General features: G+C 45.1%; 29 protein-coding genes. 13 read left to right on the forward strand and 16 right to left on the reverse strand.

Annotated features, from left to right (window positions below):
- Positions 1–217 precede the first annotated feature (217 nt).
- From IJ23_RS14925 to IJ23_RS14935, 3 genes are all read right to left on the reverse strand, one after another.
- The gene (locus tag IJ23_RS14925; protein ID WP_033906684.1) at positions 218–1,087 is read right to left on the reverse strand and encodes a DMT family transporter; all 870 of its coding nucleotides are present in this window, start codon (positions 1,085–1,087) and stop codon (positions 218–220) included.
- Between the two features lie 141 nt (positions 1,088–1,228).
- The gene (yidZ, locus tag IJ23_RS14930) at positions 1,229–2,197 is read right to left on the reverse strand and encodes an HTH-type transcriptional regulator YidZ (protein ID WP_005374957.1); all 969 of its coding nucleotides are present in this window, start codon (positions 2,195–2,197) and stop codon (positions 1,229–1,231) included.
- The gene (locus IJ23_RS14935) at positions 2,172–3,362 is read right to left on the reverse strand and encodes an MFS transporter (protein WP_033906686.1); all 1,191 of its coding nucleotides are present in this window, start codon (positions 3,360–3,362) and stop codon (positions 2,172–2,174) included. The genes yidZ and IJ23_RS14935 overlap by 26 nt, the downstream gene beginning before the upstream one ends.
- 132 nt (positions 3,363–3,494) lie before the next feature.
- On the opposite strand from IJ23_RS14935, the gene IJ23_RS14940 reads away from it, so the two are divergent.
- Together IJ23_RS14940 and IJ23_RS14945 are read left to right on the forward strand one after the other, a co-directional pair.
- A complete protein-coding gene (locus IJ23_RS14940) occupies positions 3,495–3,965 on the forward strand; it encodes a GNAT family N-acetyltransferase (protein ID WP_033906687.1) in 471 nt (156 codons plus the stop codon).
- 24 nt (positions 3,966–3,989) lie between these two features.
- Positions 3,990–4,448 carry a GNAT family N-acetyltransferase gene (locus IJ23_RS14945; protein ID WP_033906688.1) on the forward strand — a complete coding sequence of 153 codons (459 nt, stop codon included), beginning with the start codon at positions 3,990–3,992 and terminating at the stop codon, positions 4,446–4,448.
- A gap of 34 nt (positions 4,449–4,482) precedes the next feature.
- Here IJ23_RS14945 and IJ23_RS14950 read toward each other — a convergent pair whose 3' ends face one another.
- Positions 4,483–4,995: a DUF2799 domain-containing protein gene (locus IJ23_RS14950; RefSeq protein WP_005374970.1), complete on the reverse strand. Its 513-nt coding sequence runs from the start codon at positions 4,993–4,995 to the stop codon at positions 4,483–4,485.
- Positions 4,996–5,254: 259 nt separating this feature from the next.
- Between IJ23_RS14950 and IJ23_RS14955 the strand changes: the two genes are divergently transcribed.
- The 4 genes from IJ23_RS14955 to IJ23_RS14970 all read left to right on the forward strand — a co-directional run bounded on the left by IJ23_RS14955 (position 5,255) and on the right by IJ23_RS14970 (position 9,238).
- A complete protein-coding gene (locus IJ23_RS14955) occupies positions 5,255–5,965 on the forward strand; it encodes a response regulator (protein ID WP_033906689.1) in 711 nt (236 codons plus the stop codon).
- Entirely contained in the window at positions 5,965–7,407 is a 1,443-nt protein-coding gene (gene creC, locus IJ23_RS14960) for a two-component system sensor histidine kinase CreC (protein ID WP_033906690.1), read from the forward strand. The genes IJ23_RS14955 and creC overlap by 1 nt, the downstream gene beginning before the upstream one ends.
- Positions 7,408–7,482: 75 nt before the next feature.
- A complete protein-coding gene (gene creD / locus IJ23_RS14965) occupies positions 7,483–8,823 on the forward strand; it encodes a cell envelope integrity protein CreD (RefSeq protein WP_033906691.1) in 1,341 nt (446 codons plus the stop codon).
- Entirely contained in the window at positions 8,810–9,238 is a 429-nt protein-coding gene (locus tag IJ23_RS14970) for a ribosomal maturation YjgA family protein (protein ID WP_033906692.1), read from the forward strand. Before creD ends, IJ23_RS14970 begins: the two co-directional genes overlap by 14 nt.
- A 507-nt stretch (positions 9,239–9,745) precedes the next feature.
- On the opposite strand, the gene IJ23_RS14975 is transcribed toward IJ23_RS14970, so the two are convergent.
- Positions 9,746–10,420 (reverse strand): fructose-6-phosphate aldolase, encoded by a 675-nt coding sequence (locus tag IJ23_RS14975; protein WP_025768603.1) that lies wholly within the window; start codon positions 10,418–10,420, stop codon positions 9,746–9,748.
- 254 nt (positions 10,421–10,674) lie between these two features.
- Here IJ23_RS14975 and IJ23_RS14980 point away from each other — a divergent pair, with 254 nt between their 5' ends.
- A complete protein-coding gene (locus IJ23_RS14980) occupies positions 10,675–11,616 on the forward strand; it encodes a glycyl-radical enzyme activating protein (RefSeq protein WP_033906693.1) in 942 nt (313 codons plus the stop codon).
- 2 nt (positions 11,617–11,618) lie between these two features.
- Complete coding sequence (locus IJ23_RS14985) at positions 11,619–14,057, forward strand: formate C-acetyltransferase/glycerol dehydratase family glycyl radical enzyme (RefSeq protein ID WP_033906694.1); 2,439 nt, start codon at positions 11,619–11,621, stop codon at positions 14,055–14,057.
- A gap of 84 nt (positions 14,058–14,141) precedes the next feature.
- Here the strand turns inward: IJ23_RS14985 and IJ23_RS14990 are convergent, their stop codons facing one another.
- The gene (locus IJ23_RS14990; protein WP_017634429.1) at positions 14,142–14,687 is read right to left on the reverse strand and encodes a TetR/AcrR family transcriptional regulator; all 546 of its coding nucleotides are present in this window, start codon (positions 14,685–14,687) and stop codon (positions 14,142–14,144) included.
- 98 nt (positions 14,688–14,785) lie between these two features.
- Between IJ23_RS14990 and IJ23_RS14995 the strand changes: the two genes are divergently transcribed.
- From IJ23_RS14995 to IJ23_RS15010, 4 genes are all read left to right on the forward strand, one after another.
- Positions 14,786–15,259 (forward strand): HPP family protein, encoded by a 474-nt coding sequence (locus IJ23_RS14995; protein ID WP_005374998.1) that lies wholly within the window; start codon positions 14,786–14,788, stop codon positions 15,257–15,259.
- A gap of 138 nt (positions 15,260–15,397) precedes the next feature.
- Positions 15,398–15,613: a TIGR02450 family Trp-rich protein gene (locus IJ23_RS15000; protein WP_005374999.1), complete on the forward strand. Its 216-nt coding sequence runs from the start codon at positions 15,398–15,400 to the stop codon at positions 15,611–15,613.
- 112 nt (positions 15,614–15,725) lie between these two features.
- On the forward strand, positions 15,726–16,103 hold the full coding sequence (locus IJ23_RS15005; RefSeq protein ID WP_005386881.1) for a PH domain-containing protein: 378 nt from the start codon (positions 15,726–15,728) through the stop codon (positions 16,101–16,103).
- Positions 16,104–16,113: 10 nt separating this feature from the next.
- On the forward strand, positions 16,114–16,332 hold the full coding sequence (locus IJ23_RS15010) for a DUF6500 family protein (protein ID WP_005375001.1): 219 nt from the start codon (positions 16,114–16,116) through the stop codon (positions 16,330–16,332).
- On the opposite strand, the gene IJ23_RS25585 is transcribed toward IJ23_RS15010, so the two are convergent.
- The 9 genes from IJ23_RS25585 to fliD form a co-directional block, all read right to left on the reverse strand.
- The gene (locus tag IJ23_RS25585) at positions 16,329–16,616 is read right to left on the reverse strand and encodes a hypothetical protein (RefSeq protein WP_005375002.1); all 288 of its coding nucleotides are present in this window, start codon (positions 16,614–16,616) and stop codon (positions 16,329–16,331) included. The genes IJ23_RS15010 and IJ23_RS25585 overlap by 4 nt on opposite strands.
- Before the next feature lie 77 nt (positions 16,617–16,693).
- Positions 16,694–17,689: a flagellar motor protein MotB gene (locus IJ23_RS15020; RefSeq protein ID WP_005375003.1), complete on the reverse strand. Its 996-nt coding sequence runs from the start codon at positions 17,687–17,689 to the stop codon at positions 16,694–16,696.
- Positions 17,689–18,546, reverse strand: coding sequence for a flagellar motor stator protein MotA (motA, locus tag IJ23_RS15025; protein WP_005375006.1), 858 nt, complete (start codon positions 18,544–18,546; stop codon positions 17,689–17,691). Before motA ends, IJ23_RS15020 begins: the two co-directional genes overlap by 1 nt.
- A 10-nt stretch (positions 18,547–18,556) precedes the next feature.
- Positions 18,557–19,285 (reverse strand): FliA/WhiG family RNA polymerase sigma factor, encoded by a 729-nt coding sequence (locus tag IJ23_RS15030; protein ID WP_005375008.1) that lies wholly within the window; start codon positions 19,283–19,285, stop codon positions 18,557–18,559.
- A 12-nt stretch (positions 19,286–19,297) separates the two neighbouring features.
- Complete coding sequence (locus IJ23_RS15035; RefSeq protein ID WP_033906695.1) at positions 19,298–19,798, reverse strand: flagellar basal body-associated FliL family protein; 501 nt, start codon at positions 19,796–19,798, stop codon at positions 19,298–19,300.
- 22 nt (positions 19,799–19,820) lie between these two features.
- Positions 19,821–20,894, reverse strand: a complete 1,074-nt coding sequence (locus IJ23_RS15040) for a flagellar hook-length control protein FliK (RefSeq protein WP_033906696.1) — start codon at positions 20,892–20,894, stop codon at positions 19,821–19,823.
- A complete protein-coding gene (locus IJ23_RS15045) occupies positions 20,891–21,211 on the reverse strand; it encodes a hypothetical protein (protein ID WP_005375013.1) in 321 nt (106 codons plus the stop codon). The genes IJ23_RS15040 and IJ23_RS15045 overlap by 4 nt, the downstream gene beginning before the upstream one ends.
- A complete protein-coding gene (gene fliS, locus IJ23_RS15050) occupies positions 21,195–21,581 on the reverse strand; it encodes a flagellar export chaperone FliS (protein WP_005375014.1) in 387 nt (128 codons plus the stop codon). Before fliS ends, IJ23_RS15045 begins: the two co-directional genes overlap by 17 nt.
- A gap of 32 nt (positions 21,582–21,613) precedes the next feature.
- On the reverse strand, positions 21,614–22,960 hold the full coding sequence (gene fliD / locus IJ23_RS15055) for a flagellar filament capping protein FliD (RefSeq protein WP_005375015.1): 1,347 nt from the start codon (positions 22,958–22,960) through the stop codon (positions 21,614–21,616).
- 416 nt (positions 22,961–23,376) lie between these two features.
- Here fliD and IJ23_RS15060 point away from each other — a divergent pair, with 416 nt between their 5' ends.
- Positions 23,377–23,664 carry a hypothetical protein gene (locus IJ23_RS15060; protein ID WP_005375016.1) on the forward strand — a complete coding sequence of 96 codons (288 nt, stop codon included), beginning with the start codon at positions 23,377–23,379 and terminating at the stop codon, positions 23,662–23,664.
- Between the two features lie 70 nt (positions 23,665–23,734).
- Here IJ23_RS15060 and lafA read toward each other — a convergent pair whose 3' ends face one another.
- Complete coding sequence (gene lafA, locus IJ23_RS15065) at positions 23,735–24,586, reverse strand: lateral flagellin LafA (protein WP_005375019.1); 852 nt, start codon at positions 24,584–24,586, stop codon at positions 23,735–23,737.
- Between the last annotated feature and the right edge of the window lie 264 nt (positions 24,587–24,850).

Here is a 24,850-nt window from a genome sequence, read left to right on the forward strand (position 1 = left end):
CCCTTGGCGTTATTGGTGAAACGCCTAAAACGAGCAAATTCGCGATCTGTGATGATTCTCACTTTTGAAACAAAATCGCTGCATTGTGTGAGCCAATTCTCACCTTATATTCTTCGCCTGGTACCAAAGCAGACCACTTGTACCATCTGTAATGAGCTTTACTGTTTTAAAAAGCATAGATGATGAATGGGTACTTGAGAGGGAAAGTTATTACTTTTTATCGGCTTGCCGATTGTTCGTTTGTTTTTTTGGATCGAGATAAAAAAGCCAAAGCGATGCCACCAAGAATGATGCCGCTGGTTAAAAGAATATGCAGTGAAAGAGGCTCGTGGAGTACGACGGTGCCGAGTAGCAAAGCAATGGCTGGCACGGAAAGTTGGCTGACGGCGGCTTGAAGCAAAGAGAGCTTACGCATTACTTGATACCAAAGCGTATAACCAAGGCCAGAGGCAATGGCACCAGATGCGATAGCGAGCAACACTCCGCTCAAAGAAAGGTGGATTGAGGACAAGATTAATGGCGAAAGGAGCACGCCAATTATTGATGCTGCGATGAATCCCCACGTGATTCCACTACTTGGAGAAGGCGCTTGTTTACCGAGCGCAGTAAACGCAGCCCAACAAACGCCAGAAATCAACATGAGAAGTGCAGAGCTAATATCGGGGCGCGTGGCAGATGGCAACATCAACCAAACAAACCCAACAATTGAAAGGCCGATACCGATGATTTCGAGAAACTGAAAGCGCTCACCTTGCCACCAATAGATTGCCAGTAACGTAAGTTGCACGGCACCAAACAAAAGCAAAGCACCTGTTCCTGTCGCCAGTTGTAAGTACGCGAAAGAGAAAAGGGCAGCGTAACCAAATAACGCCACGCCAGCAAAAAAGCGAAAGCGAGAAGTTGGCCGATCGGTTTTCCACTGACCTCTCACGACAAGCATTGCGATTAAGATAACAGCGCCGGATATCAATCGAACGAGAGTGAAGCTTCCTGCATCAATTAACCCTTCGGCCAAGGCAAGTCGGCACAATAATGAATTGGCGGCGAACGCCAGCATTGCAATAGCAGTGAGTAAAAAGGTCGACATCCTTGGCCCTTAGCGTGTAAATGAACAGCTAGTGTAGATCCAAAAGAACATTTTTATTAGTTGATAAAGTGATTAGTTATAGCTATCAGAGCAAGAAAGTCATTAAAAATAACCAGAGAAAACCTGACCTTAGCCTGAGTCTTACTGTGGTTGGGAAGGTTGTTTGTACAATGACTTAATGGTGTTTTTCAACCATAGCAATTTGGGATTGTACGCATTGCGTTTATGCCAAATCATGGTAAATGGAATCAGTAACTTGTCTTGTTGAGCTTGGTCTAATGGAATTGGCAAGCACACCAAATCGAGATGCAGCTTTTCTGTGTAACTTTTGCAATAGTGCGGCGCGGTGGTGATCATGTCATGCGTCGGCTGCGCTGCCATAAAAAGGGATTGCTCAAAGTTGGACATCGTCAGCCCGATAGAGCGCTGTAGCCCTAGTTCCGTTAATACTTCATCCAACGCCCAAGTTTCACTTTTTTCCCAAACAATATTGATGTGTTGGTAGCTCAGAAAGGTCTCGAGATTCCACTCTTGCTGTAATGCCGGATGATCTTTATGTAAATACACCATCGGCAGGTCATAAAATAGAATCTCAAAATCCAAGAAATACGGCAGAAGATCCAACGACTCTTTCGATCTCGGGTGACTCTCTCGGCCGGTAAAACCGATATCCGCCTCTCCTCGAATGATGGCGTCGAGTGAATCGTAATCCCAGTTACTGGTTTTTACTTTCGCTTCAGGGTATCGCTGGTGGATAGCGACGATGAGTCTGTCCAGCACTGTGAGCACTAATGGCGACTCAATCGTGATATCAAAACGCACTCCTTTAGGCGTAATATCGCTGCGTTTTTCTGCAATTTGGCTGCCAATTTGCAGCCATTCTGCGAGATCTTGCTCCATGCTTTGTGCCAAAGGCGTTGGCGCAAGACCTTTAGGTGTTTTGACAAACAAAGGATCATCGAACCAATGACGAAGTTTGTTGAGCGACTTACTTACGGTAGAGGGCGTAACGTTCAGCTTTTTCGAGGCTTTCGAGACGCTTTGCTCTTGCAACAATAATTGCAGAGTGAACAGTAAGTTTAAATCAAGTCGCGCTAGGGATTTCTTCATAATGGGTATCGTGAACAGGCTTTGGAATCAATAGTATTAGAGCAAGGCTGATTACGCTACCTAACACCAAGATAAACAACAACATATTCAGTGCACTAACGCCGATGAAACCCATAAACCAAATATAGAACGCGGAACTACAAACTTGAGCAATGCCCAGTAACGAGCTCGCCACGCCAGCTTGTTGAGAGAATGGGCTGAGCGCTTGGCTCATGGCCACGCCAAAGCCACAAGCGAAACCAGCGCAAATCAACCCAAGTCCGAACACATAGTAATGAGATTGTCCATCATGGAAATGGGCAGCACTGAGCACGATGCCTGCACAAGCGAGCAATACTTGAGAGGTGATCATTAAGGTTCGCTGCTTAAAAATCCCCAATGCCAATGGCGCAGAGAACGAAATCAACATACTGATCGTCGCAGTCCCCGCCATGATGGAAGAATAGCCACCGCGATCAAAACCAAGCATACTCATCACAACAATTGGTGAAGCGTTAACAAAGGTCAGGATGGTGGTCACTCCAAGTGCAGTAATGATCAGCCTACTGATAAAAAATCGCTCGAAGAACGTCTCTTGATGGCTCTCTGGCGTTGTCTGTTCTTCACCTTGTTGGCTGGGTAGTGATTCCTTGAGAACAAAAATGGCCAATACACTGACGAGAATGCCCATTCCTGCCATCGTGGTAAACAAACTCGGCCAAGGAAATTTCAGCATAATCAAGTGACCAATCACGGGTGCGATCACTGGAATGATACAGGTGATGCCATTGAGCATCGACAATACTTTCGCGCGGCGTTCATCGTCTAACGTGTCGCGTAAAATCGCGAATGCGACGACATAGCAAGATCCAGCCCCGATGCCTTGGCAAAAGCGAGCAATCAAGAAAGTGTTTGGTTGCTCAGCCATCCCGCCGAGAAAAGACGCGAGCACGAAGATCATCGCGCCGACGACGGCAACAGGCTTTCGTCCCACAGAGTCTGCAATTTTCCCCGCGAATAACATGGTGGTAGCCATGCCAGCTAAATAGATCGAAAACGCAATATGCAACTGAGACTCACTGGCGTTGAGATCTGACGCAATTTGAGGCAAACCAACAAGATACAAATCAATGGCAGTAGGGTAGAGTAAAACGAGTGCAAAACTACAAAGTAAAAAACGGGACATGGAAACCTCTCTATCGAATGGCGAGGATAATAGAGTGCTAAACGTTTGCCTGCGAGTGGGAAATACGACACTAGGTATTTCTATTTACGACATACCCTGTATGAATTGAGCATAAAAACAACAAGGAAGATTATGATTACTATTGAAAAGTATTCGCCTGAGCGACATGAACAAACTTGCGAACTTAGCGTGCTAGAAGAGCAATCGCAGTTTACGGTCGCGGATGTGGGTGAAATGCTTACGCGTCTTGAACCTACAGAACTTCCGCATCTGATTTTGACAGACGATGATGTGGTTGGCTTTTTTCTATTTGATGCAGCTTACAGTGAGAAATACGATTTTTGCCCGGAAAACAGTTTAGGCGTGCGGGCTTTGCTGGTGGATCACCGTCATCAAGGCAAAGGCATCGCCAAGCAAGCCATTCAACAGTTTGCCGATTTCGCCAAACGCCATTATCCCGAGTTTGATGCGCTTTATCTCACTGTGAATTGCCGCAACATACCTGCTTATCAGTGCTATTTAAAATCAGGGTTTGAAGATACCAATGAGCTTTACCACGGCGGCCCAGTTGGACCGCAGCACATTATGAGACAGCCGCTTTAGCTATGAAAAACCAAGGATGGAAAGATGAGAATTGAAATCGACAATTTAGAACGGCCGCAAGTGATTGCGATGTTGGAAGGACATTTACAGGACATGTACGCTACATCGCCACCAGAAAGCGTGCATGCGTTAGATTTAGATAAGCTCAAAGCGCCAGAAGTGACGTTTTGGACCGGATGGAAAGGTGAGCAACTGCTTGGGTGTGCGGCGATTAAAGAGTTGGATGACCAACACGCGGAGCTGAAATCCATGCGCACCACGCCTACGGCAAGAAACCAAGGTGTGGCATCTCAATTATTGATTCATGTGATTGAGCAAGCGAAGCAAAAAGGTTTGCAGCGCTTGAGTTTAGAAACGGGCTCGATGGAGTTTTTTAAACCAGCGCGCCTGTTGTATGAAAAGCATGGCTTTGTGTACTGCGAGCCGTTCGGGGATTACGAACTCGATCCGAACAGTCAATTCATGACCCTAGAACTGAGCTAGGGCCATGAATTTTTAGAAGCTAAATCCAATCGATTTAGAAATTCAGATTCAAGTTGATGGTTGGCGATAGGAGGCTTGAACGCTCGTCAGCCAATCGCTTTCTCTTCTCTTTCAGTCTCTTGGCATTGTCTTTGTCTGGATTGCCATCAAGCTGATTATCGATGACCGAGATTTCAGTATCGATTTGTTGGATGCGTTGCTGGCGTTGATATTCTTGATGACCTAACTGGTAGTTCTCAATGAACTCTTTGCTGCTGCACACACCGTAGTATTCTTTGCCTTCGATACCGACAGTGTACCCATTGTCTGGTGAGCAATATTGGATAGTGCCTTTATCAAAGCCTTCTTTCCATTTCGCTCGGTCGGGTGTCACACCCGCTTCACCACAGTCTTCGGTATAGCTATTGATAATGTTTGGATCGTTGCCATCTCGGCCATCTTGATAACCTACGTTGTACCAGTTCGCCGTTTTGCACTCATCCGGAGACATGCTGGCGCAACCTGAGAGCAAAGTCAGTAAAGCCAGGGGGATTAGCGCTCTTTTCATCAGTGACTGTCCTTTAAATAAAATCGAATTGATAACTTGAGTTTAAAATGAACACTGTTCATATCAATGGTTGAAATCATTGTATTCACAATTGTGGTGACTCATTAATCTAAGTGATAAATTTATTATGCTGAATAGAAGTGTGTTTGATTAGTATTATCCACGAACTGCGCCTTTGCTGCATCAATCCACTAGCCTTGGCCCCAAATTAAGTGATAATACCAACATAAAGATAAACACCGTCAATGAGGCTAAGACATTGAGCGAACAACCCACCGTCCTTATTATCGAGGATGAATCTGCTATCGCAGAGAACCTGATTCATGTATTAGAGATGGATGGCTACCACGCAGAGTGGTTTGCAACGGCAGGAGAGGGCTTAGCCTTTTTGCAGCATAACTCTGCAGCGTTACTTGTGTTGGACGTAGGCTTACCGGATGGCAATGGTTTTGAATTGTGCAAAACCATCCGTGAGTTTTCTGATATTCCCATTATCTTTCTCACCGCAAGAAGCGATGAAATTGACCGTGTAGTGGGCTTGGAGATTGGCGCGGATGATTACGTGACGAAGCCATTTAGTCCGCGTGAAATGTTGGCGCGCATTAAACTTAGAATCAAAGCTAAAGCGCCAATGATGGAGCACAAACCAGAGCCTGTGGCTGTTCCAGAACAACCTCAATTGAGCCATGATTTGGTTGCGCAAAACTTTGACTACGGTGTTGGCGGGCAAATGCTTGGGTTAACTGCGGTCGAATTTAAGATTCTCGATAAGCTGATTTCCGTCTCTTCCAATGTATTGAGCCGAGAGCAGCTCATGGTCGCGGCAGACATGGCGCCAGAGGCTGCATACGAGCGCAATATCGATACCCACATCAAAGCCATTCGCCATAAGTTGAAGCCGTTTGAGATGTCTGAACGCATCTGTACCAAACGTGGCTTTGGTTACTTTTACTGCATTAAAGGTGAATGATGAATCGCTGGCCGAAGATCCCGCTTGGACTCAGACTGTTTTTTCTCTACTTCATCTTAGTCGGAATGACGGCTTACATGGTGAGCAAAACCGTTGTCCAAGAACTTAAGCCAACCGTGCGTCAAACCACTGAAGAGACGCTGGTGGATATGGCGAACTTGCTCGCGGTATTGGCAGAAGAGGACGTTGCAAACGGAAAGTTGTCTGAGAGTCGCTTCTCCAAACTGCTAGCGGCTTATGGGCAGCGAGAACCTCAAGCGCGCATTTGGGAAATTGGCAAAAAAGCGATTAATCATCGAATTTACATCACCGATAAACAAGGGATTGTGATTGCGGATTCTTGGCAGCAAGACGTTGGCAAAGACTACTCACAATGGAATGATGTGTATCTCACGTTGCGCGGTCAATACGGCGCGCGCAGTACCATCGAAGACCCGAAAGATCCGCTTTCAACCGTCATGCACGTTGCTGCGCCCATCTACCACAAAGGCGAAATCATTGGCAGCGTGACGGTGGCAAAATCTAATCGCTCAGTACAACCCTTCATCGATCTTTCTAAACGCAATGTATTGTTTTGGATGGTGTGGATGAGTGGTTTAGTGCTATTGGCAGGGGCATTGTTTGCTTGGCGAATTCACTCGGCACTGAACAAGCTAGAAGACTACGCGACCAAAATGGGTGAGGGTGAAAAGGTCTCTAAGCCAACATTTCGTATCTTCTATGAGTACGGCACGCTAAGCGACGCATTGGAGAAAATGCGCAACCAACTCGACGGCAAACAATATGTGGAAGAGTACGTACAGACGCTGACTCATGAGCTGAAAAGTCCGTTATCAGCGATTAAAGGCGCGAGTGAAATATTGCAAATGCCATTGCCTGAAGAAAAGGTCACGCGCTTTGCTGGCAACATTGAGCGAGAAAGCGACCGCATGCAGTCATTGATTGATAAGTTGCTAGAACTTGCTCGTCTTGAAAAGCGCCCCGAGCTAGAACAAGTCGAAGCTATCTCGCTAAAACAAATGGTCAATGAAGTGGTTGAATCGGCGGATGCGCGCTTGAGTGCTAAGTCGGTGATTGCCAACATCCAAATTGATGACCATCTCTCCGTACTTGGTGATGCCTTCTTACTGAAACAAGCCGTTTTTAACTTGATGGACAATGCGCTGGATTTTGTTGATTCAGAGGGACGCATTGAATGGAAAACTGAGGTCACGAAAGAGAAGGTATGCCTGTCGATTTTCAACTCAGGTCCTCACATTCCTGACTACGCGATGCCTCGTTTGACCGAGCGCTTCTACTCCCTCGCTCGGGAAAATGGCGTTAAGAGTACTGGGCTTGGGCTAAATTTTGTTGAGCAAGTGACCAAGCTGCACAAAGGTAAGTTGCAAGTCGAAAACGTCGATTCTGGTGTGAAAGTGACCTTGATTTTACCAACTCCATAGAAACTCCACATTAGCTCCATTCGTTCTCCAAATTGCTGATTTAGATTACTCCCATCAGCAAATGGAGAATGAAACATGAAAAAGATCCTCAATAACCAACTCGGCACGAAGTTCGCCTTCGTGCTGTTTTTGTTTGTCTTACTGCAAATCCCGCTTTCAATGGTCACAGGGCTGATCTCAGAACGCTCATATCGCCAAGATGAAGTCAGAAACGACATCGCACGCAGCAGCAGCGGCGAACAGCGCATCATTGGTCCATTCATCATGGTTAATTACACCGAAACCAGTTACCGAGATGACAAAGTACAGATTAAAGAGCGTCGTAAATTTCTTTTACCTAGCACTTTTGATATGAGCGCGAATCTGGACAGTTTTGAAAAGTACCGAGGCATTTACCGCGCGCGTTTATACAAAGCACAAGTGGTACTGAAAGGCACTTTTGATGCAGACGATCTCGCGGCGTTGCAGGGGCTTGATATTGACAACATGAGCCTAGTCGTTGGCATTGAAGACAGCCGTGGATTGATTCGTTTGGATGACATGACCATGGCGAGCTCTTATATCGAAGTCGCACCGGGAACGGGGTTAAATCAGTTACCACAAGGCTTCCACAGTGATCTGACACTTGCAGACCTAAACCCAGCACAACCTTTGGCATTCGATCTTAACTTCTTGCTACAAGGGATGGGGCAGCTTCAAGTCACACCAATCGGCAGTCAAACAACGGTTGAACTCTCTTCAACTTGGGCACATCCAAGCTTTATCGGTGATTACTTACCGGTGTCATCAGAAGTCTCTGAGGATGGATTTAATGCACAATGGGCGAGCAATAACTTCTCTACCAATATCGCGCAGCTGTTCCAAAGCTGTTTGTCATCGAATCACGCTTGTCACGAGCTTGAACAGCGACAAATGGGCGTAGATTTGATTGATCCCGTGGACCACTATTTGAAATCCCACCGAGCTGTGAACTATTCACTATTGGTTATCACATTAGTGTTTGCGAGTTTCTTCTTACTGGAGCTGTTCCAAGCGCGTCCGGTTCACCCTGTGCAATACGGTTTTATTGGTCTGGCTTTAGCGCTTTTCTATCTGTTGTTGATTTCGATGAGTGAACATCTGGGCTTTAACTGGGCATATGTGGTGTCGGCAGTCGCATCGACGGGGCTTTTAAGTGTGTACGTGAGCGGTATGTTGAGCAACACCAAACACGGCGCGATATTCGGAGTGTGTTTGCTCACTCTCTACGGATTACTGTTTGGCTTGCTACAAGCAGAAAGCTACGCATTGGTTATGGGGACATTACTGTGTTTCGCGATTTTGAGCTTCACTATGGTCATTACACGCAACATCGATTGGTACGCACGAAATAAGAAAGAAGAAGAAAGTGCAAAGGCGAATCATGAAGATATTTAAGCGAGCAACTCTCACTGGTCAGCCAAGCGATATGGTGGAAGAAACGTGCGCTATCCACCTGCGATTTTCTGCAAAAAATGGACTGAAAAGCTTGGTGTGTTTTATCGCATTGGTCGTTATTGCGCTCTATATTCGAGACAGCTTTATTCGTCCGACATTTGGTGATGTTCTGGTTGTGGTTTGGCTCTACTACTTTCTTGCAAGCTTGTTCTCCATGCCCGTTAACTGGCTGGTTTCACTGGTGGTGTTGATTGCGTTTGCTGTCGAGTTGGGGCAATTGCTTCAGGTCGTAGCTTGGCTTGGTATCGAACCTTCATCGCCTCTGGCTGTAATTTTGGGCGCCACATTTGATTGGAAAGATCTGCTGGCTTATAGCATCGGAGGTCTACTGTGTTGTTGGATGGAAAAGCAATGAAAACCGAGATGAAAGCCATTGCGCTACCAAACCGACTCCGCCATTCCAAACGAGGTATTCGTAAAAGGATCAAAATCAGTTTACTCAAGCGCGTGTACCTTTGGTCACTGACCAATAGAGAACTGCTGTAAACCTCACCTGTTTATATGAAATACAAAAGGGAACCTTAAGTTCACCGGCGCACAGGGTGAGTTAAGATTCCCTTTATTAATAGGGTCTATTGAGCTTTCAAGCTGATTTTTGCAGCTGTTTGTGGGTAATTTATATGAGGCAGAGACATTTGAAATGTAGTTGGTGTAACTGATAAGCCGGTAATGAAGTAGAAATGAACCACAAACGCTGCCCGAAGGGTTCGGCTAAAAGCGTTTTACTCTTTGTTGAGAGGTAATTGCTTAGAATGACTAGGCGGCAAACCTCTCGCCGCGATTAAAACGCTTTTATCTCGAACAAAATTTAACCATGAAAGTTCAATAGACCCTAACTAAGACATCTAGCTGCTACTTTTAATTAGCTTTCAAATGAAAGTTTCTCGCCGAACGTCTCTTTCCAGTCTTTATCGAACTGCTCAACCGCCGGTTTTACTGCTGGGTGAGCGAACATTTGTGCCGCCACATCGGTTGGCAATGTAATGGCTTCGATGCCCAGTTTCATCACTTCCATCGCTTGTTGAGTGTTCTTGAAGCTGGCTGCCAAAATCTTCGCTGGTAGTTGGTTTTGATCGAGCAACAATTGAAGATCCGCGACCACTTCAACACCGTTGCCGTTCATCGCATCAATGCGGTTTACGTAAGGTGCTAGGTAGTCAGCACCGCACAGTGCCGCTAGGAAACCTTGTTGAGCTGAATAGATAGCCGTGGCGAGAACCTGAATTCCCTCTTTTTTCATTAGCTTAATTGCTGCTAAGCCGGTTTCTGTTGCTGGCACTTTTACCACTATATCGTAAGGCAATTCATTCAGTTGGCGCGCTTCTGCCACCATACCTTCGACGGTTGAACTCACGACTTGAGCGTGAAAGCGAGGTGTACCGCCAAGTGCTTCTTGCATGCCTGCTAGGGTTTCATTCAGTCCCTGTTTTGACTTCGCCAAAATGCTTGGGTTTGTCGTCACGCCTTTTAGCGGTAGGCACTGGTTAAAGCGTTTTACTTCTGCCACATCAGCAGTATCTAAATAAAGTTCAATCATGGTTTCTACCTTAAACAAAATCTTCGTTTTGATGATGGGATCACTATAGATCTGACAATCGAACGAGATCTTGATTTTGATCAATTGAAGTTTCATTTGAAACTATAATAATTTCATTAAATGAAAGTTGAGTGAAACTTGTAAACGCTCAAATGAAGCTTTCAGTTCGAACAAAGAAAAGCCGCTGATAAGACTTAACCAGCAAGAAACGGATTAAGTACACAGCGGTAGCACAGACCAAGAGGCAAGCAGAGATGTATTTCAATATCCAACGATTCTCTACCCATGATGGCGATGGCATTCGTTCCATTCTTTTTCTTAAAGGATGCAGCTTGTCTTGCCCTTGGTGTCAAAACCCAGAAAGCCGCAGCGAAAAGCATTCACTCTTATTTGATCAGCGAAGTTGTATGGAAGGTTGCCAGCTGTGCGTTTCTGCTTATCAAGCCACAACTCAATCTACAGCGGGTAGTGAAATGATGGGTGATGGTATTCAACGTATCGACAACCAGATCATCATCAATCGCAAAGCCATCAAAGAAGACCAACTGATCGCGCTGCGAGACGTCTGTCCTACGCAAGCACTGACTGTCTGCGGTGAAGAGGCGAAATCAGACATGTTGTTCGACACCTTAATGAAAGACAAACCTTTCTATGACCAAAGCCAAGGTGGCGTGACATTCTCCGGTGGTGAGCCACTCATGCAAGCGGATTTGGTGGCAGAACTCGCACAGCGTCTGCATGACAACCAAGTCTCGACTGCGATTGAATCGTGCATGCATGTGCCGTGGAAGAACGTCGAAAAAGCCGCGCCGCATATCGATTGTTGGTTGGCGGATTTAAAACACACCGATGAAGAAAAGTTTCTTAGCTGGGCGAAAGGTTCACTAAAACGCATCAAAGACAATTTCCGAAAACTGGCACCTATCGCGAAACGCATTGTGATTCGCGTTCCAGTGGTGCCGGGGTTCAATGACACCATCGAAGAGTTGAAAGACATCATCGATTTTGCGGCTTCACTAGAAAGCTGCCAAGAACTTCACTTGCTGCCGTACCACACGCTCGGCATCAATAAATACCGCTTGCTCGATATGCCTTACGAGTGTTCTGACAAGCCATTAAACAAACCAGAACTGCTAGAAAGCGCCATGCAATACGCAAGCGAAAACACCCAACTTAACGTGATTGTAAGAGGTTAACTATGGACCTGAATTACCTTCCTGAGCGTATCAAAGCGCACAAATCGGCACTGGTAAATATCGTAACGCCACCTGTCTGTACCGAGCGTGCAGAGGCATACACTCGTGCTTATCAAGCAAACGAAGACAAACCTGTGATTGTCCAACGTGCGCTAGCACTGCAAGAGCACTTACGCACTCGTACGATTTGGATTAAACACGATGAATTGATCGTCGGTAACCAAGCGAGCAAAGTGCGCGCTGCGCCTATTTTCCCAGAATACACTGTACGTTGGATTGAAGCGGAAATTGATGAGCTAGCCGACCGACCAGGTGCTGGCTTTGTTGTCACCGAAGAAGATAAACAAAGCATCCACAGTATCACGCCGTACTGGCGCGGTAAAACCGTTCAAGACCGTTGTTATGGCTTGTTCACTGATGAGCAGCAAGAAATCTTAGCCAGCACCATCATTAAAGCCGAAGGCAACATGACTTCGGGTGACGCGCACCTTGCGGTGGATAACGAGAAAATCTTGAAGCTAGGCATGAACGGTTTGTTAGAGGATGTTCGTCAGCACCGTGCTAACAATGATGTTTCGACCTTTGAAGGCTTGAAGAAAGAGCAGTTCTACAAGTCGGTCGAAATCGTACTGCTTGCGATTCAAGAGCACATGGTGAGCTACGCTGAATTGGCGGCAAAAATGGCGTTAGAAGAGACACGCCCGCTGCGCAAAGCTGAGTTAGAAAGTATTGCGGCAAACTGTCGTCATGTCGCGAGCCACGCGCCAGAAAACTTCTGGCAAGCACTGCAGTTGAGCTACTTTGTTCAGTTGATGCTACAAATCGAATCGAACGGTCACTCGGTTTCTTTCGGTCGTATGGACCAATTCCTCAACGAATTTTATGTTCGCGATATCGAAAACGGCACGATTGAGAAAGACTTCGCACTGGAGCTTTTACAAAGCTGCTGGTTGAAGTTGCTTGAAGTAAACAAGATTCGCTCTGGTGCACACTCAAAAGCATCGGCAGGTTCTCCGCTGTATCAAAACGTGTGTATCGGCGGTCAGAAGTTGAATGAAAAGGGTGAGCCTGAAGATGCAGTGAATCCACTTTCTTGGGTGATTTTGGAATCTTGTGGTCAGTTACGTTCGACGCAACCTAACTTGAGTGTGCGTTACCATGAAGGTTTAAACCAAGAGTTCTTAATGGGCTGTATTGAAGTGATTAAATGCGGATTTGGTATGCCAGCGTTCAACAACGATGAGATTGTTATTCCTGAATTCATCAAGCTTGGTGTAGAGAAAGAAGACGCTTACAACTACGCATCTATCGGCTGTATCGAGACCGCAGTTCCGGGCAAATGGGGTTACCGTTGTACGGGCATGAGCTTCATTAACTTCGCCCGTATCTTGCTAGCTTCATTGAACGAAGGTGTGGATGCAACAACGGGTAAAGCTTTCTTGCCACACGATAAGTCATTAGCAAAAGGCAACTTTGAGAACTTTGAGCAAGTGACCGCTTCTTGGGCAGAGCAAATCCGCTACTACACCCGTAAATCGATTGAGATTGATACTGTAGTCGACAGCGTACTTGAACAGCAAGCTCAAGACATTTTCTGTTCAACGCTGGTGGATGACTGTTTGGCTCGCGGTAAAACCGTGAAAGAAGGTGGCGCGAAATACGATTGGGTATCTGGTTTGCAAGTCGGTATCGCGAACTTGGGTAACAGCCTAGCTGCCATCAAGCACCTTGTTTTCGATGATGCGCAAATCACTCAGCCCCTTATCTCACAACAACAGCTAGCAAAAGCATTGGCAGAAGATTTCGATGGCATGGAGAACGAACAGCTTCGCCAACGTCTTATCAACTTTGCACCAAAATACGGTAACGATGATGACGCGGTAGACCAACTATTGGCAGACGCTTACCAAGTGTACATTGATGAGCTAGAGCAGTTCGTTAATACGCGTCATGGGCGTGGTCCAATTGGCGGCGGTTACTACGCAGGTACATCAAGTATCTCGGCAAACGTCCCATTCGGTGCTTCAACCATGGCAACGCCAGATGGTCGTAAAGCGAAAACGCCATTGGCAGAAGGTGCAAGCCCGTCATCTGGCTCAGACCGTTTAGGTCCAACGGCAGTGTACAACTCGGTTGGTAAGATTCAAGCGAATAAGATCCTTGGTGGCGTGCTGCTTAACCAGAAGTTAAGCCCGGCAGCAGTTGAGTCTGAAGGGGACAAGCTCAAGCTTTCTATGTTGATTCGCACCTTCTTCAACCACCACAAAGGCTGGCATGTTCAGTACAACATCGTCTCTCGCGAGACCTTGCTAGCAGCGAAGAAGAACCCTGAACAATATCGTGATCTGGTTGTGCGAGTTGCAGGCTACTCAGCCTTCTTCACCGCGCTATCACCAGATGCTCAAGACGATATCATTGCTCGTACCGAGCACGAGCTGTAAGTACACTCACTAACTAAAACGAAAGGCACCGATTGGTGCCTTTGGTTTGAATACTTAATCCGCAAATGACTATACCTGAACGCATTAAAGCTTGTGCAAAATGGTCACGCATTTCTTCGTGACGTTGTCGTATTCTTTCGTCATGTAAGCGGTAGTGATCGCGCCCTCTTTCATGAAGCAAATGGCATCGAGTAATGAAGCGTTGTCTGATTTGAGATAGCGTTGAATTAGCTCTCTGACTTGCTGCTTATGGTAGCGGCAATACGTTGCGATCTCGCCACTGTCGTCACTGAATTCCGCGGACGTATTGATGAAAAAGCAACCGCGAAACTCGCCCAACTTTTCTTCAGAGCCATGAAACCAGCCGTTGAGTGCTGTAAATAACTGATCGATCACTTCCGCGCACGTTTGTGCTGAAGAAAGCTTTTCCTCCAACCATTCCATAAATATTTCGTGGCGTTGTTCTAATGCGGAGATGATAAGTGCTTCTTTGCTCTCAAAATGGTTATATAGCGTGCGTTTAGCCACGCCGGAAACATTGAGGACTTCATTGATGCCAATAGAGTTGATGCCTTGTTTATAAAACAGTGACAAAGCTGTGTCGATCAATAACTGTTTCTTTTTGTTCATAACTATGTCCTCAAAAAGTTCCATAAACACATATTGACAAAGGTAGACAGATTTGTCTATTTTATTTTGTAGACAATTCGGTCTACTTTGAGGTGTTTATGAATAATTTAATTTTATCGTTGGTTGCCGGGCTTGGCGCTACGTTGGCTATTGGCGTATTGTCCTACGCTGAGGTATCACTGACGGAGGTTGTACTCCTGATGGCACCATTTGGTGCTACCGCAGTACTGGTGTTTGGGGTGCCTAGCAGCCCTCTCGCTCAACCAAAAAACGTGATCATTGGTCACTTCATCACGGCATCTATCGGTATTGCGTTTAGCCAGTATGTTGACGTCACGCCGGTCACGCTCGCGATTGCGACGGGGCTAGGTGTGTCTGCGATGCTGATTACGAAGACCACTCATCCACCTGCGGGGGCAAATCCAATTTTGATCATGGCGTCTGGGCAGGGATGGAGTTTTCTCTTCACGCCTGTCCTGATTGGCGCGGTAGTGATTGTTCTGGTCGGTAAAGGGCTACAGTTGCTCCAAAGTCAGTACTTAAACCCTCGATTGAATGGTCAGAAGACCTAGTCGGGTTGTAGTTAGGGCCGCGAAAGGGAGTGATCTCTTTTGCGGTTTTATCTTTTGTCGGTTTGCAAAAACAAAATCTGATTCTCTCTTGGTATTCAGTCGTATACATCAACATGGTAGTTAAATTGGTACAATGCGATGAACAGAATCCACCCTAAGAAACTATTGCACAGTAAATGGACGGCTATTTCACCTAAAAACAAAGAGAAGCATTTTGTCGTGACGGAAATGGAACTAGATGAAGATGGTAACGTTGTGAGATGTGTCATCGAGGCAGTCATGAGTAAACGCGACCGAGAGATGAACTGGCAAGACCTAAAAGACTCTGAGCAATGGATGCAAGGGTGGAAGTGAGTGACGCTTTGTTGTTGGGCGAATCAAGCAGAAACGTGCGTTGCGAGTAGGCAAAAGTGGTGCTATCTGATACGTTGATAATTCGTTCTAACGCCCACTCAAAGGATTAATTATGATTGATTTCGACAATTCCTCTGTATTTAAGCTTAAGCCGATTGACGTTTCTAATGCCAGAGAAGACTTCCTTAAGTTCTTGATTGATGGTGAGACTATTTTCGCTGCTTTTAAAACAGTTCGTGACCAAGTGGTGTTTACGAACAAGCGAGTGATAGCGGCAAATGTGCAAGGGATTACCGGCTCAAAAGTGGATTACACTTCTTTGCCTTACAGTAAGATCAATGCATTTTCTATCGAGACCTCTGGTACTTTTGATTTGGATTGTGAAATCGAGTTCTTCATGAGTGAGGTTGGAAGAGTGCGTTTTGAAATTAAAGGCTCGTTTGATTTGATTTCTTTCAACCGTATGGTTAGTGAGTATGTACTAGGTTAAGGGATTAGAAATGAGAGCTTCGCTGAGAGACAAAATTATAGAGGTCTGTGACAAAAAGATCGCGAGTAAAGGTGAATTGGTTGGTCTCTCATTTTATGCGTTTTTCGCTAATAAAAATGACGACCCAGAGCTGTTGATGGAAGCGGCTACGTGGTGGATTCAGACTCATCAGCTCGACCACTTCGAAAAAGCAGTAAAAGTAAAATCAATGGTCGAGTCGGGGAGCTAAATTAAAAAAAAGAAGTAAAGAAAGCAGACAAATGCTAATAACGTTGCGGACAAAACAGGGTAGATAATGTAAGAGTCCTGCTTGTTGGTTCGTTGAAAACATAGCGAAACAAGTAAGACGTTATAAACTACAAGTAACAAGCTGATCATGGTTCCGCTGTTTAATGTCATACTTGATAGCTGAGTTAAGAAAAACGCCAATAAAAGGTAATCGAAGACAATGAGCCATAAAAAGGCTTTCTTCAGTAAGTCGCTTTTTCTTTTTTCGGATGATGTTATGTGCATATAGAACTCAACTAAAAAGTCACAGTAACAGAGGCTTTGGTTAGAGAGGTCACCATCAGAGTGGTGACCTTTTAAGATTATAATTCTTGAATTTTTACTTCGCTGGTGGCGGTATCGCCGGAGTAATTGATGACTTCTTGACGAATGACTGGTTGGTTGAATTCAGCCTTATCTTTCGCTTTTTGCAGTTCGCTTTCTTGGTGGTTGCCAAAAAGGGTCTCAAGCACTTTAGCGGCAGGAGTCGTTAAAACAAACAGCTCAATACGACGGTTTTCGCTAGAATCTGGCTCATCAGGATTAAGCAGCGCTCTATCTGACATACCCGTTACCTGCATTACTCTATCATCCGGCATACCGCCTTCAACTAACGTATTTCTTGCTACGTCTGCTCGAGAGGCTGATAACGCCCAGTTAGATTGACGACCAAAACGCTTTTTAAATGGAATTGCATCTGTGTGTCCGCTGATGATCAGAGGGTTGTTAACACGATGAAATACAGGTGCTAGTGCGAGCAGTAAATCTTCAAAAAAAGGAGTAAGTTCTGCACCACCACGGCTGAACATATGCTGTTTGTAATCATCTTGAAGGACGATACGCAAACCTTGTGGTGTCACCGTGACGTTTACATTTCCCTGCGCATTAATTTGGGCAGTCATTTGCTCAATTACTTTCGCTAGTGCGGCAAGTTGCTCTTGAGTATCGAAGTTACCAGGAATCAAAGAATCAATTTCTGGTCCATCCCCATCACCTTTGAAGTAAGAGCTTACCACATGGTTGGAGTTGTGTTTACTTGGCACAGAAGAGTCCTGTGCCAAGTCGATAGGAGAAATACTTTGTGACGTATCAAATGGGTTGCCGTAACTCTTGTCGAATACGCTTGAACTATGCAAGTGGGCAACAATCGCTTTACGCTCTTCTTTGTCTACCACCTGCATAACCCAAAGTACAAGAAACAGCGCCATTAGGGCGATCATGAAGTCAGCAAACGCGACTTTCCACGCGCCGCCATGAGACGACTCATCATGGCTGTATACTTTGGCACGTTTGAACACTACATGCTCTTGTTTTTGCATTATCCCTCCTGTTCAGCTAACCACTTCTCCATTTGGTTGAATGTTGGTTTGATGTCTAGCTGAATATGTTTACGACCAGCGTCAATGGCGAGCAATGTCGGCTTTTTCGCTACGTAGGCAACCAAGGTTGCACGAACGCACTCAAAAGCAGTCATATTACGTTTTACTCGCTGAGCCATGGCGTTACTTAGTGGATCTAAGCCACAGTAACAACCGAAAATACCAATGAATGTACCAACGAGAGCTGCCGCAACGTGATAACCAATCATAGCGATTGAGCCATCAATAGCTTGCATGGTGATAATGATGCCACCAACTGCTGCAAGAATACCGAAGCCAGGTAGTGCTTCAGCTGTACGCTGTAGTGAGCGTGAAGGTAAAAGCATTTCGTTCTGTATTGCTTCGATTTCTTGCTCTAGCAGTCCCTCTAATTCATGAGGCGACATCTGTCCCATTGCCATTAAACGTAAATTGTCAGTAATGAAAGAAATTAGGCGATGATCTTCTGCGATCGTCGGGTAAGCGAGGAACATAGAGCTTTGCTCCGGAGCCTCAATATGAGAATCCAGAAACTTGTATCCGCGGTTTCTCGCTGTCTCTAGCAAGTTGTTGAGTAGTGCCATTAATTCCATGTAGTACTCATGCTCTTCTGTTGGACCTTTAATGGTCGCTGGCACTTGGCGACGCATTTCTTTCAGTACATGAGGCGGATTACCGATGATCAGAGAACCAGCAGCGGCGCCAATAATGATAAGGAATTCGGCTGGCTGCCAGATAGCACCTAAGCTACCACCGGCCCACATATATCCACCGAAGACGCACACCAGGATAGTGAGCACTCCAAAAAACTTTTGCATCTTGTGACTCCTAAGAGGACATTAATTGGTTGAGTTGTTTCAGCGCTTGTTTGTGAAGCTGACATATACGAGGTGGTGTCAGATCCAATACCAGAGCTATTTCGTGTAAGTTGAGTTCATGTTGATAGAACAGAGTCAGGAGCAGTTGATCGCGCTTAGGTAATTTACCCAAAGCACTGTCTAAACTACGACGAATATGTTCATGTTCCATGCCATCGTATTGCCCGCCAATGTAGCTATCACCGCTGCTCTCCATCAGTTGGTCAAGGCTTTGCATCTCGCCTGCGAGAGCGGCATTTTGGCGGTTGTAATAATCTTGCTCATTCGTCCCTAAAGCCTGGATGATTTCGGCATCCGTTGGCATTCGACCTAACGTTCGAGTGAGATCTCGAGTCACGTCGTTGAGCTCGTGGGCTTGTTGACGAGTCTTACGTGAACGCCAATCTAGTCGGCGTAATTCGTCTAAAATAGCTCCCCGAACTCGACAAACGGCGAAAGCAGGAAAGTGAGGATCGTCAACATCGCCATATCGGCGTCCAGCCTCGACTAGAGCGATAAGGCCTATCTGCTGCATATCTTCAATACTACAGTGAGAAGTGGCATGAACGCGCAGCTGGTTAACTACGCGTTTTACCATGACCTGATGACGTTGTAGCAATGCGTTTTCATCAATTGGTCGTGACGGTGTTGTCACTTCCTCTTCTGTGGTGTAAGTGTCTTGTACATTCATGTCTAACATGGTTGTGCTCCGTTATTGCACAACATATTTAGTCAACAAAACATCGTCGATTTCTCGGACGATGTCTGTTTTAGCAAAAGCGAGTAGAAGCGTTTGCTTCACTTCGTCTTGCAGAATATCGATGGCACCCGCTTGCTGTAACTGATCAAACGTTTTGTCGCTAAACAGTTTTAATAGAGAGTTTTGTACCATAGGCATGTATTCATCGATCTCTTTGATACGCTCTGGACGGCGTGTCTCAATTGCCAGTTCTAGCATCACAAAGTGAGTCTGTTTCTTGCCTTTAACGGTCAAAACGACTTTGTCCAAAGGATGGAAGCTAGGACCTTTACTTGTCGGTTGTTCTGTGACCAAAAAAGACAGTGGAGAGTCTTCGATCAGTGAACCAGAGTCAGGTGACCCTTGAGCGTGTTTGTTTAAGTACCAGATTCCGCCCATAATTGTGACGGCCGAAACGAGGGCACTGGTGATGATCATGGCGATAAACAGGGCGATCATTTGTTGTTTGGTCATAACCTTTTTCCTCGAAGATTCGCTAAGCTTGAGTGCTTAGCCAGTGTTCTGAATAGTTAGTTGTTGTCGTGGTTTGGAATGCACCAGATTCTCGTGCGGCGAAAATATTGGCGTCTTCTTCGTTTGCATGTGGGTCATTTCGACCTTGGTTTTGATCAGAGCCAACATTGACATCGACATGAACGAAGTTTTGCTCTTGTAACTCAGCACGCAATCGTTCCGAAACTTGCATTAAAGCTTCTCGTGTTGCTGCGGCATTGGCGTTGATGTGGACACTCAATCGGTCACCTTCAACACGTACAAGTAAATCCAATTTCCCTAAGTCTGGTGGGTCTAGGCGGATTTTTGCTTCTTGTACATTTTGTTGAGCTTGGAGCGTCACGCGATCATGTAATACTTGCATCATTTGCTCCCCCCACTTTCCGGCAGTGGTATCAACACGCACCGCTGCCCACTCAGAGCCTTGAGCTTGAACATGACTCGTCGCAACCGGTGAATGTGCAGATTGTGTTGTAGGAGCTTGTGCTTGAAGTAGAGATGCGGTTGGTTGCCCTTGAACAGGTTGATTCAAAAGAGTTTGAAACTCAGCACCGGAGATAGGCAAACGCGAACTCGATGAAGTCGGCAGACTTTGCTTCACATCTTGTTTTGATGATGTGTTTAACATAGCGTTAGACGAATCTTGAGTAACAGACTTAACTTCGCTCGCAGTCATTAAAGATGACGCTTTTCCTAGTTTCTCAGCCTGCTTCTCTGCCATGGTAATCATACCCTGGGTTAAAGCTTGAGCTTGAGCTGCAAGATCAGTCGATTCTGTTAACCCTGGTGTACTGGTCAAGTTGGCATCCGGATCTGAAGCTGAGCGGTCATCAGTATCAAAACCATGACTTTGTACTTTGTTTGCGTTGTTCAAAGTAGAGGCCGTAAGGTGAAAACTCGGTACCGCTGACGCAGAGTTAAAGTCTTGCTCACCATTCTGCTTGTTCCCTGATTTAAAACCATGAGAAAAGCCGTGTACCGAGTTCGCTTGCTTGATGTGACCCTCATTGTTAGCTGGCGAATTACCCGAGTGCTGAGTTGAAGAAGGTATGATCATTGAGTTAGCTCCATGGTCATTGCTAATTGATAGGCCATAGCGCGTTCTTGATGGTCATTGACCATGTTCATCTCTTTTTTCAACTCGTTGGTCGACTTCTCTAATACTGCGAAGGCATTAGCGTGCACTGTTTTCGCTCGCTGGATTTCAGGTGCAAGCTTAGGATCTTTCAAAAAAGGCTTGTGACTGATCAAAAGCTCTCGCAACTGCAAGTCGTACCGCTTGAGCGCATGCCAATCGGCCGTTTTTGCGGCGAACTGGATGAGCTGAGATAAATGACGGAATCGCTCTGGCGATACTTTATGCTTGTTGTCCAAAATTCATCCAACCTTCACGAATGTTACCCATTACACGCTCAACGTTAACCAAGCGATTTGCATCGTTTTGCACGCTAGCGTAATAAAGTTCGACTTGGCAGAAGTCATAAAGCTGGCGTAGGTTTTCCGCAATTTCACCGCCGTTTTCATCATCTAGAGCACTTGTTAGTCCAATCAAGATGTTCATGCATTTGTTGATTCCATTCCCTTTCTCGGCCAAACGATTTGCGGCTAGGTGGCCGCGAATACGTTCAACTTCATCGAGTAGGCCATCGATTAACATGATGACCAATTGGTGTGGATTTGCTGCTGCCGCTTGAGCGTCGAGATCGACTTGTTGGTACGAATCGTAACCAGAATCCATAAGCATGAATATTTCTCCTAAATTTGGAACCAAATGTCTTATTTTTGAGCATTAAACATGGACATGGTTTGGTTCATTTGGGTCATAATTGAATTCATTTGAGTGAATTGTTTGAGATAGCGGTTGTACGACATTTCGTACTTACGCTCTAAATTGGTTTGTTTATCTTTGATTCGGTCTAAGCTTGACTGTATTGCGTCTTTACGCGTGCTGAAGGTACCTGATGAGAACTTCAAGAAAGGCTCTACCATCGCGTCAAGAGAATCTAGCAAAGCGTCATCCCCATTAAACAACGCCTCTAAGCCTGCGCTGTTTGTTTGTTGAGCTTCTTTGAACTTTTCTTGATCAACTTTCATTTTACCGTTGCGGTCTAGGCTCACGCCGATTTCGCTTAGGCGCATACCATTGTGTTCACCTCGGATTAACCCCGTTAACTGACTCTCAATAGAACGCAATGTCGAGTCGCTAGCGAGCACGCCGCGTTTCTGATCTTCACCGCCAATTTGGGTGTACTGATCGATAGTCGAAACAAGGGCATTGTAGGTTTCCACAAACTTATCTAGTTGTTCTTTAGTGCCTTCGCTATCAGCTCCAATTTTTAAACCGATTGGCGAATCTCCCGCGGCTTGCGGTTTAGATACGGTAATGTCAACACCGTCGATGACACCTTCAAAAGTATTACTTGCGTTGGTTAGTTTCAGGCCTGAGTCTTTTGCACCTAGCCACATAACCGCATCTTGCGGAGCGTTAATTTGCTTGAGGTTGGTGAAGGCGTCTTCAAACCACGCTTGGCCAGTACCCGATGCAGATACGTTGATCTTATTTTCGACACCAGTCTCAGTGCTCGATAGCATAAAGTGTGTTTGACCATTCGAGCGAACTAGAGTGGCGTTAACGCCAGGGTTATCCGTGTGATTGTTAATCGCACTGGCTAAATCGCTGATCGTTGCAGTGCCGTCACCATTAACATCAACGGAGGACAAGTCTAGAGTCATTGTTTCACCGTTGATGGTGAATTCTAAAGATCCAGTTGTTGGTACTTCTGTCGTTGCCTCAAGGTCTGCAGGCATACCTGTAGATACTTGATGCGCCGTTGCCACTTTTTCTACAAAAATCTGATAGTTACCCGTTAGCGCTTTAGCATCCGCGTTTGCAGTAAAGTTACCTTCTTGAGAGAGTGTCGCACTGTTTTTGATGATGCTGTTTGTGCTGTTATTCATCTCTTTCATTGCAGTACGAAAATCACGTAGTGCGCTTTCAACTTTATTAAAAGCTGACAGTTGTGACTGGTACACATTAGCTTGCGCTTGGTAACGGTTTTTGAATGGGTTTGTGTCCAATTGTGCGAATTGGGTTGCCATTTTTACTGGGTCTAAAGAACTCATGAGGTGTGCTCCTCTCATCTCTTATTGGCTTGAATACTTTGAATGCTACGCCTTAGTTTAATTATCAGTAGCAAGATGCGTGCCGTATATTAAATTCAATTAAAACAAAGGTTTAGAGCTATTTTGTTTTCTTGGGAGGAAGTGGTGTTTCCACCTTGTTTGTTCCGCCTTCCTCCATGGAAAAAGTAATTTCCTTATAAGAAAAGGCGACCTAAACAAAGAAAATATTTAATTGTATTGACGGTTCTAATTAGGAGAGATGTTTTAATTAGACGTTATATTCAGCCTTTACTTCAGCTTGATTCAGATAATTCTTACAGAGTGCATTAATTGCGTTCTGATATTATTTTTGATAGTGCGATGTGCAAGTGTTCTCACTAAAAATTAAATTTTTTACGTTTCAAAGAATGTCAGTTATGAATGAATTTGCGTTACGATTGATGAAATGTGCTCGTGCATATGAAGAGTTCATTAACAAAAAACTATTAAGTAAACAGAGCATCAATTCTGATGAGATAGCTAGTATCTTAAAGGAGGCTAAGTTCAATTTTCCTGAACTTAGAGATAGTAAAATAGGAAGCAAATTAGAGACGATAGAATTAGAACTGTTTAATAAGGTTTTATTTAATATTATGTTGAAATTCGGATTCAGAGTGCCTGAATCTCACAAAGATAATACGAGCTCTATTTATATTCGTAGATAAAAATAAAGCCTTCCATAGGAAGGCTTTATAATTAAGACGATTTAAATTAAGCGCACTATTAACTAAGTAATTAGCGTAGTAGTGACATTGCCATGCTTGGAAGCTGGTTAGTTTGAGACAGAACAGTTGTACCTGCTTGCATCAACATTTGGTTCTTAGTCATGTTTGAAGACTCTACTGCAAAGTCTGTATCCATGATACGACCTTTAGATGCTGTAACGTTTTCTACCATGTTACCAAGGTTAGCCATAGTGTGCTCAAGACGGTTGATGTTCGCACCGAAGTCTGCACGAGAGCTACCAATTTTTTCTACTAGACCGTCAGCGCCGCTGATTTTGTCTAGTGCTGCTTTTGCTTTAGTCGCGTCATCGATACCATCTGTAATTGCTGCATCAGCAAGAATAGTAGTGATTTCACCGATACCTGCGCTTGCGCTTACAGTCAATGTTTCAGCAGAAGATGCACCGATTTGGAATGTTACGTCACCTGCACCGAAGCCGCCGCCTTTAAGAAGGTTTTGACCACCGAACTTAGTGTTGTCTACGATGTTGTTTAGTTCTGCAGTAAGCTGTGTGAACTCTTTGTTAAGAGACGCACGGTCTGTTGCACTGTTTGAACCGTTCAACGATTGTGTAGCAAGGTCGTTCATACGGTAAACGATGTTTGTCATTTCATCCATCGCACCTTCAGCAGTTTGCATCATAGAGATGCCGTCTTGTGCGTTACGCATTGCTACTGACATGCCGCGTGTTTGCGCTTCTAGACGGTTAGCAATTTGAAGACCAGCAGCGTCATCAGCAGCTGAGTTCACACGGTAGCCTGTGCTTAGACGTTCCATTGCTGTGTTTAGAAGTCCGCTTGTTGTGTTCATTGTGTTTTGAGTTACAAGCGAAGCGTAGTTAGTGTGCATTGATAAAGCCATCTTAGTCTCCTTAGTTAGTCACTATATCTTTCAGGCCTCGGGATATTCCCTTGTCACTAACTAGAGGCGGTCGGTCGGCTTTAATGATTAATTTGAAAATTAAAAAATTTCTAAAAAAGATAAAAATTGATGATTTTTAGTGATTTGTATTCCATGAAAACCGGGAAAATCATCATATAAGCCTAAATTTTTTAGTTAAGTTAAAGAAACTATTGCCCAATGATCTTGTGGTTATCCGTTATAAATAAAAAAACAGCACGAATA

Origin of the sequence: Vibrio sp. OY15 (assembly GCF_000742455.1) — a bacterium.
Classification (GTDB): Bacteria; Pseudomonadota; Gammaproteobacteria; order Enterobacterales; family Vibrionaceae; genus Vibrio; species Vibrio alginolyticus.

Bases quoted from the DNA above. Each gene is read 5' to 3' on its own strand.
- IJ23_RS15005 (WP_005386881.1), top strand. From the start codon at position 15,726: ATGATTGATTTCGACAATTCCTCTGTATTTAAGCTTAAGCCGATTGAC.
- motA (WP_005375006.1), bottom strand. From the start codon at position 18,546: ATGCAAAAGTTTTTTGGAGTGCTCACTATCCTGGTGTGCGTCTTCGGT.
- IJ23_RS14940 (WP_033906687.1), top strand. From the start codon at position 3,495: ATGATTACTATTGAAAAGTATTCGCCTGAGCGACATGAACAAACTTGC.
- lafA (WP_005375019.1), bottom strand. From the start codon at position 24,586: ATGGCTTTATCAATGCACACTAACTACGCTTCGCTTGTAACTCAAAAC.
- IJ23_RS15035 (WP_033906695.1), bottom strand. From the start codon at position 19,798: ATGACCAAACAACAAATGATCGCCCTGTTTATCGCCATGATCATCACC.
- IJ23_RS14975 (WP_025768603.1), bottom strand. From the start codon at position 10,420: ATGATTGAACTTTATTTAGATACTGCTGATGTGGCAGAAGTAAAACGC.
- IJ23_RS14990 (WP_017634429.1), bottom strand. From the start codon at position 14,687: ATGAACAAAAAGAAACAGTTATTGATCGACACAGCTTTGTCACTGTTT.
- IJ23_RS15020 (WP_005375003.1), bottom strand. From the start codon at position 17,689: ATGCAAAAACAAGAGCATGTAGTGTTCAAACGTGCCAAAGTATACAGC.
- IJ23_RS14980 (WP_033906693.1), top strand. From the start codon at position 10,675: ATGTATTTCAATATCCAACGATTCTCTACCCATGATGGCGATGGCATT.
- IJ23_RS15010 (WP_005375001.1), top strand. From the start codon at position 16,114: ATGAGAGCTTCGCTGAGAGACAAAATTATAGAGGTCTGTGACAAAAAG.
- IJ23_RS14970 (WP_033906692.1), top strand. From the start codon at position 8,810: ATGAAGATATTTAAGCGAGCAACTCTCACTGGTCAGCCAAGCGATATG.
- IJ23_RS15060 (WP_005375016.1), top strand. From the start codon at position 23,377: ATGAATGAATTTGCGTTACGATTGATGAAATGTGCTCGTGCATATGAA.
- IJ23_RS14945 (WP_033906688.1), top strand. From the start codon at position 3,990: ATGAGAATTGAAATCGACAATTTAGAACGGCCGCAAGTGATTGCGATG.
- IJ23_RS15000 (WP_005374999.1), top strand. From the start codon at position 15,398: ATGAACAGAATCCACCCTAAGAAACTATTGCACAGTAAATGGACGGCT.
- IJ23_RS14935 (WP_033906686.1), bottom strand. From the start codon at position 3,362: ATGTCCCGTTTTTTACTTTGTAGTTTTGCACTCGTTTTACTCTACCCT.
- IJ23_RS14950 (WP_005374970.1), bottom strand. From the start codon at position 4,995: ATGAAAAGAGCGCTAATCCCCCTGGCTTTACTGACTTTGCTCTCAGGT.
- IJ23_RS14985 (WP_033906694.1), top strand. From the start codon at position 11,619: ATGGACCTGAATTACCTTCCTGAGCGTATCAAAGCGCACAAATCGGCA.
- creC (WP_033906690.1), top strand. From the start codon at position 5,965: ATGAATCGCTGGCCGAAGATCCCGCTTGGACTCAGACTGTTTTTTCTC.
- IJ23_RS15030 (WP_005375008.1), bottom strand. From the start codon at position 19,285: ATGTTAGACATGAATGTACAAGACACTTACACCACAGAAGAGGAAGTG.
- fliS (WP_005375014.1), bottom strand. From the start codon at position 21,581: ATGCTTATGGATTCTGGTTACGATTCGTACCAACAAGTCGATCTCGAC.
- IJ23_RS14925 (WP_033906684.1), bottom strand. From the start codon at position 1,087: ATGTCGACCTTTTTACTCACTGCTATTGCAATGCTGGCGTTCGCCGCC.
- creD (WP_033906691.1), top strand. From the start codon at position 7,483: ATGAAAAAGATCCTCAATAACCAACTCGGCACGAAGTTCGCCTTCGTG.
- IJ23_RS14995 (WP_005374998.1), top strand. From the start codon at position 14,786: ATGAATAATTTAATTTTATCGTTGGTTGCCGGGCTTGGCGCTACGTTG.
- IJ23_RS25585 (WP_005375002.1), bottom strand. From the start codon at position 16,616: ATGCACATAACATCATCCGAAAAAAGAAAAAGCGACTTACTGAAGAAA.
- IJ23_RS15040 (WP_033906696.1), bottom strand. From the start codon at position 20,894: ATGATCATACCTTCTTCAACTCAGCACTCGGGTAATTCGCCAGCTAAC.
- fliD (WP_005375015.1), bottom strand. From the start codon at position 22,960: ATGAGTTCTTTAGACCCAGTAAAAATGGCAACCCAATTCGCACAATTG.
- yidZ (WP_005374957.1), bottom strand. From the start codon at position 2,197: ATGAAGAAATCCCTAGCGCGACTTGATTTAAACTTACTGTTCACTCTG.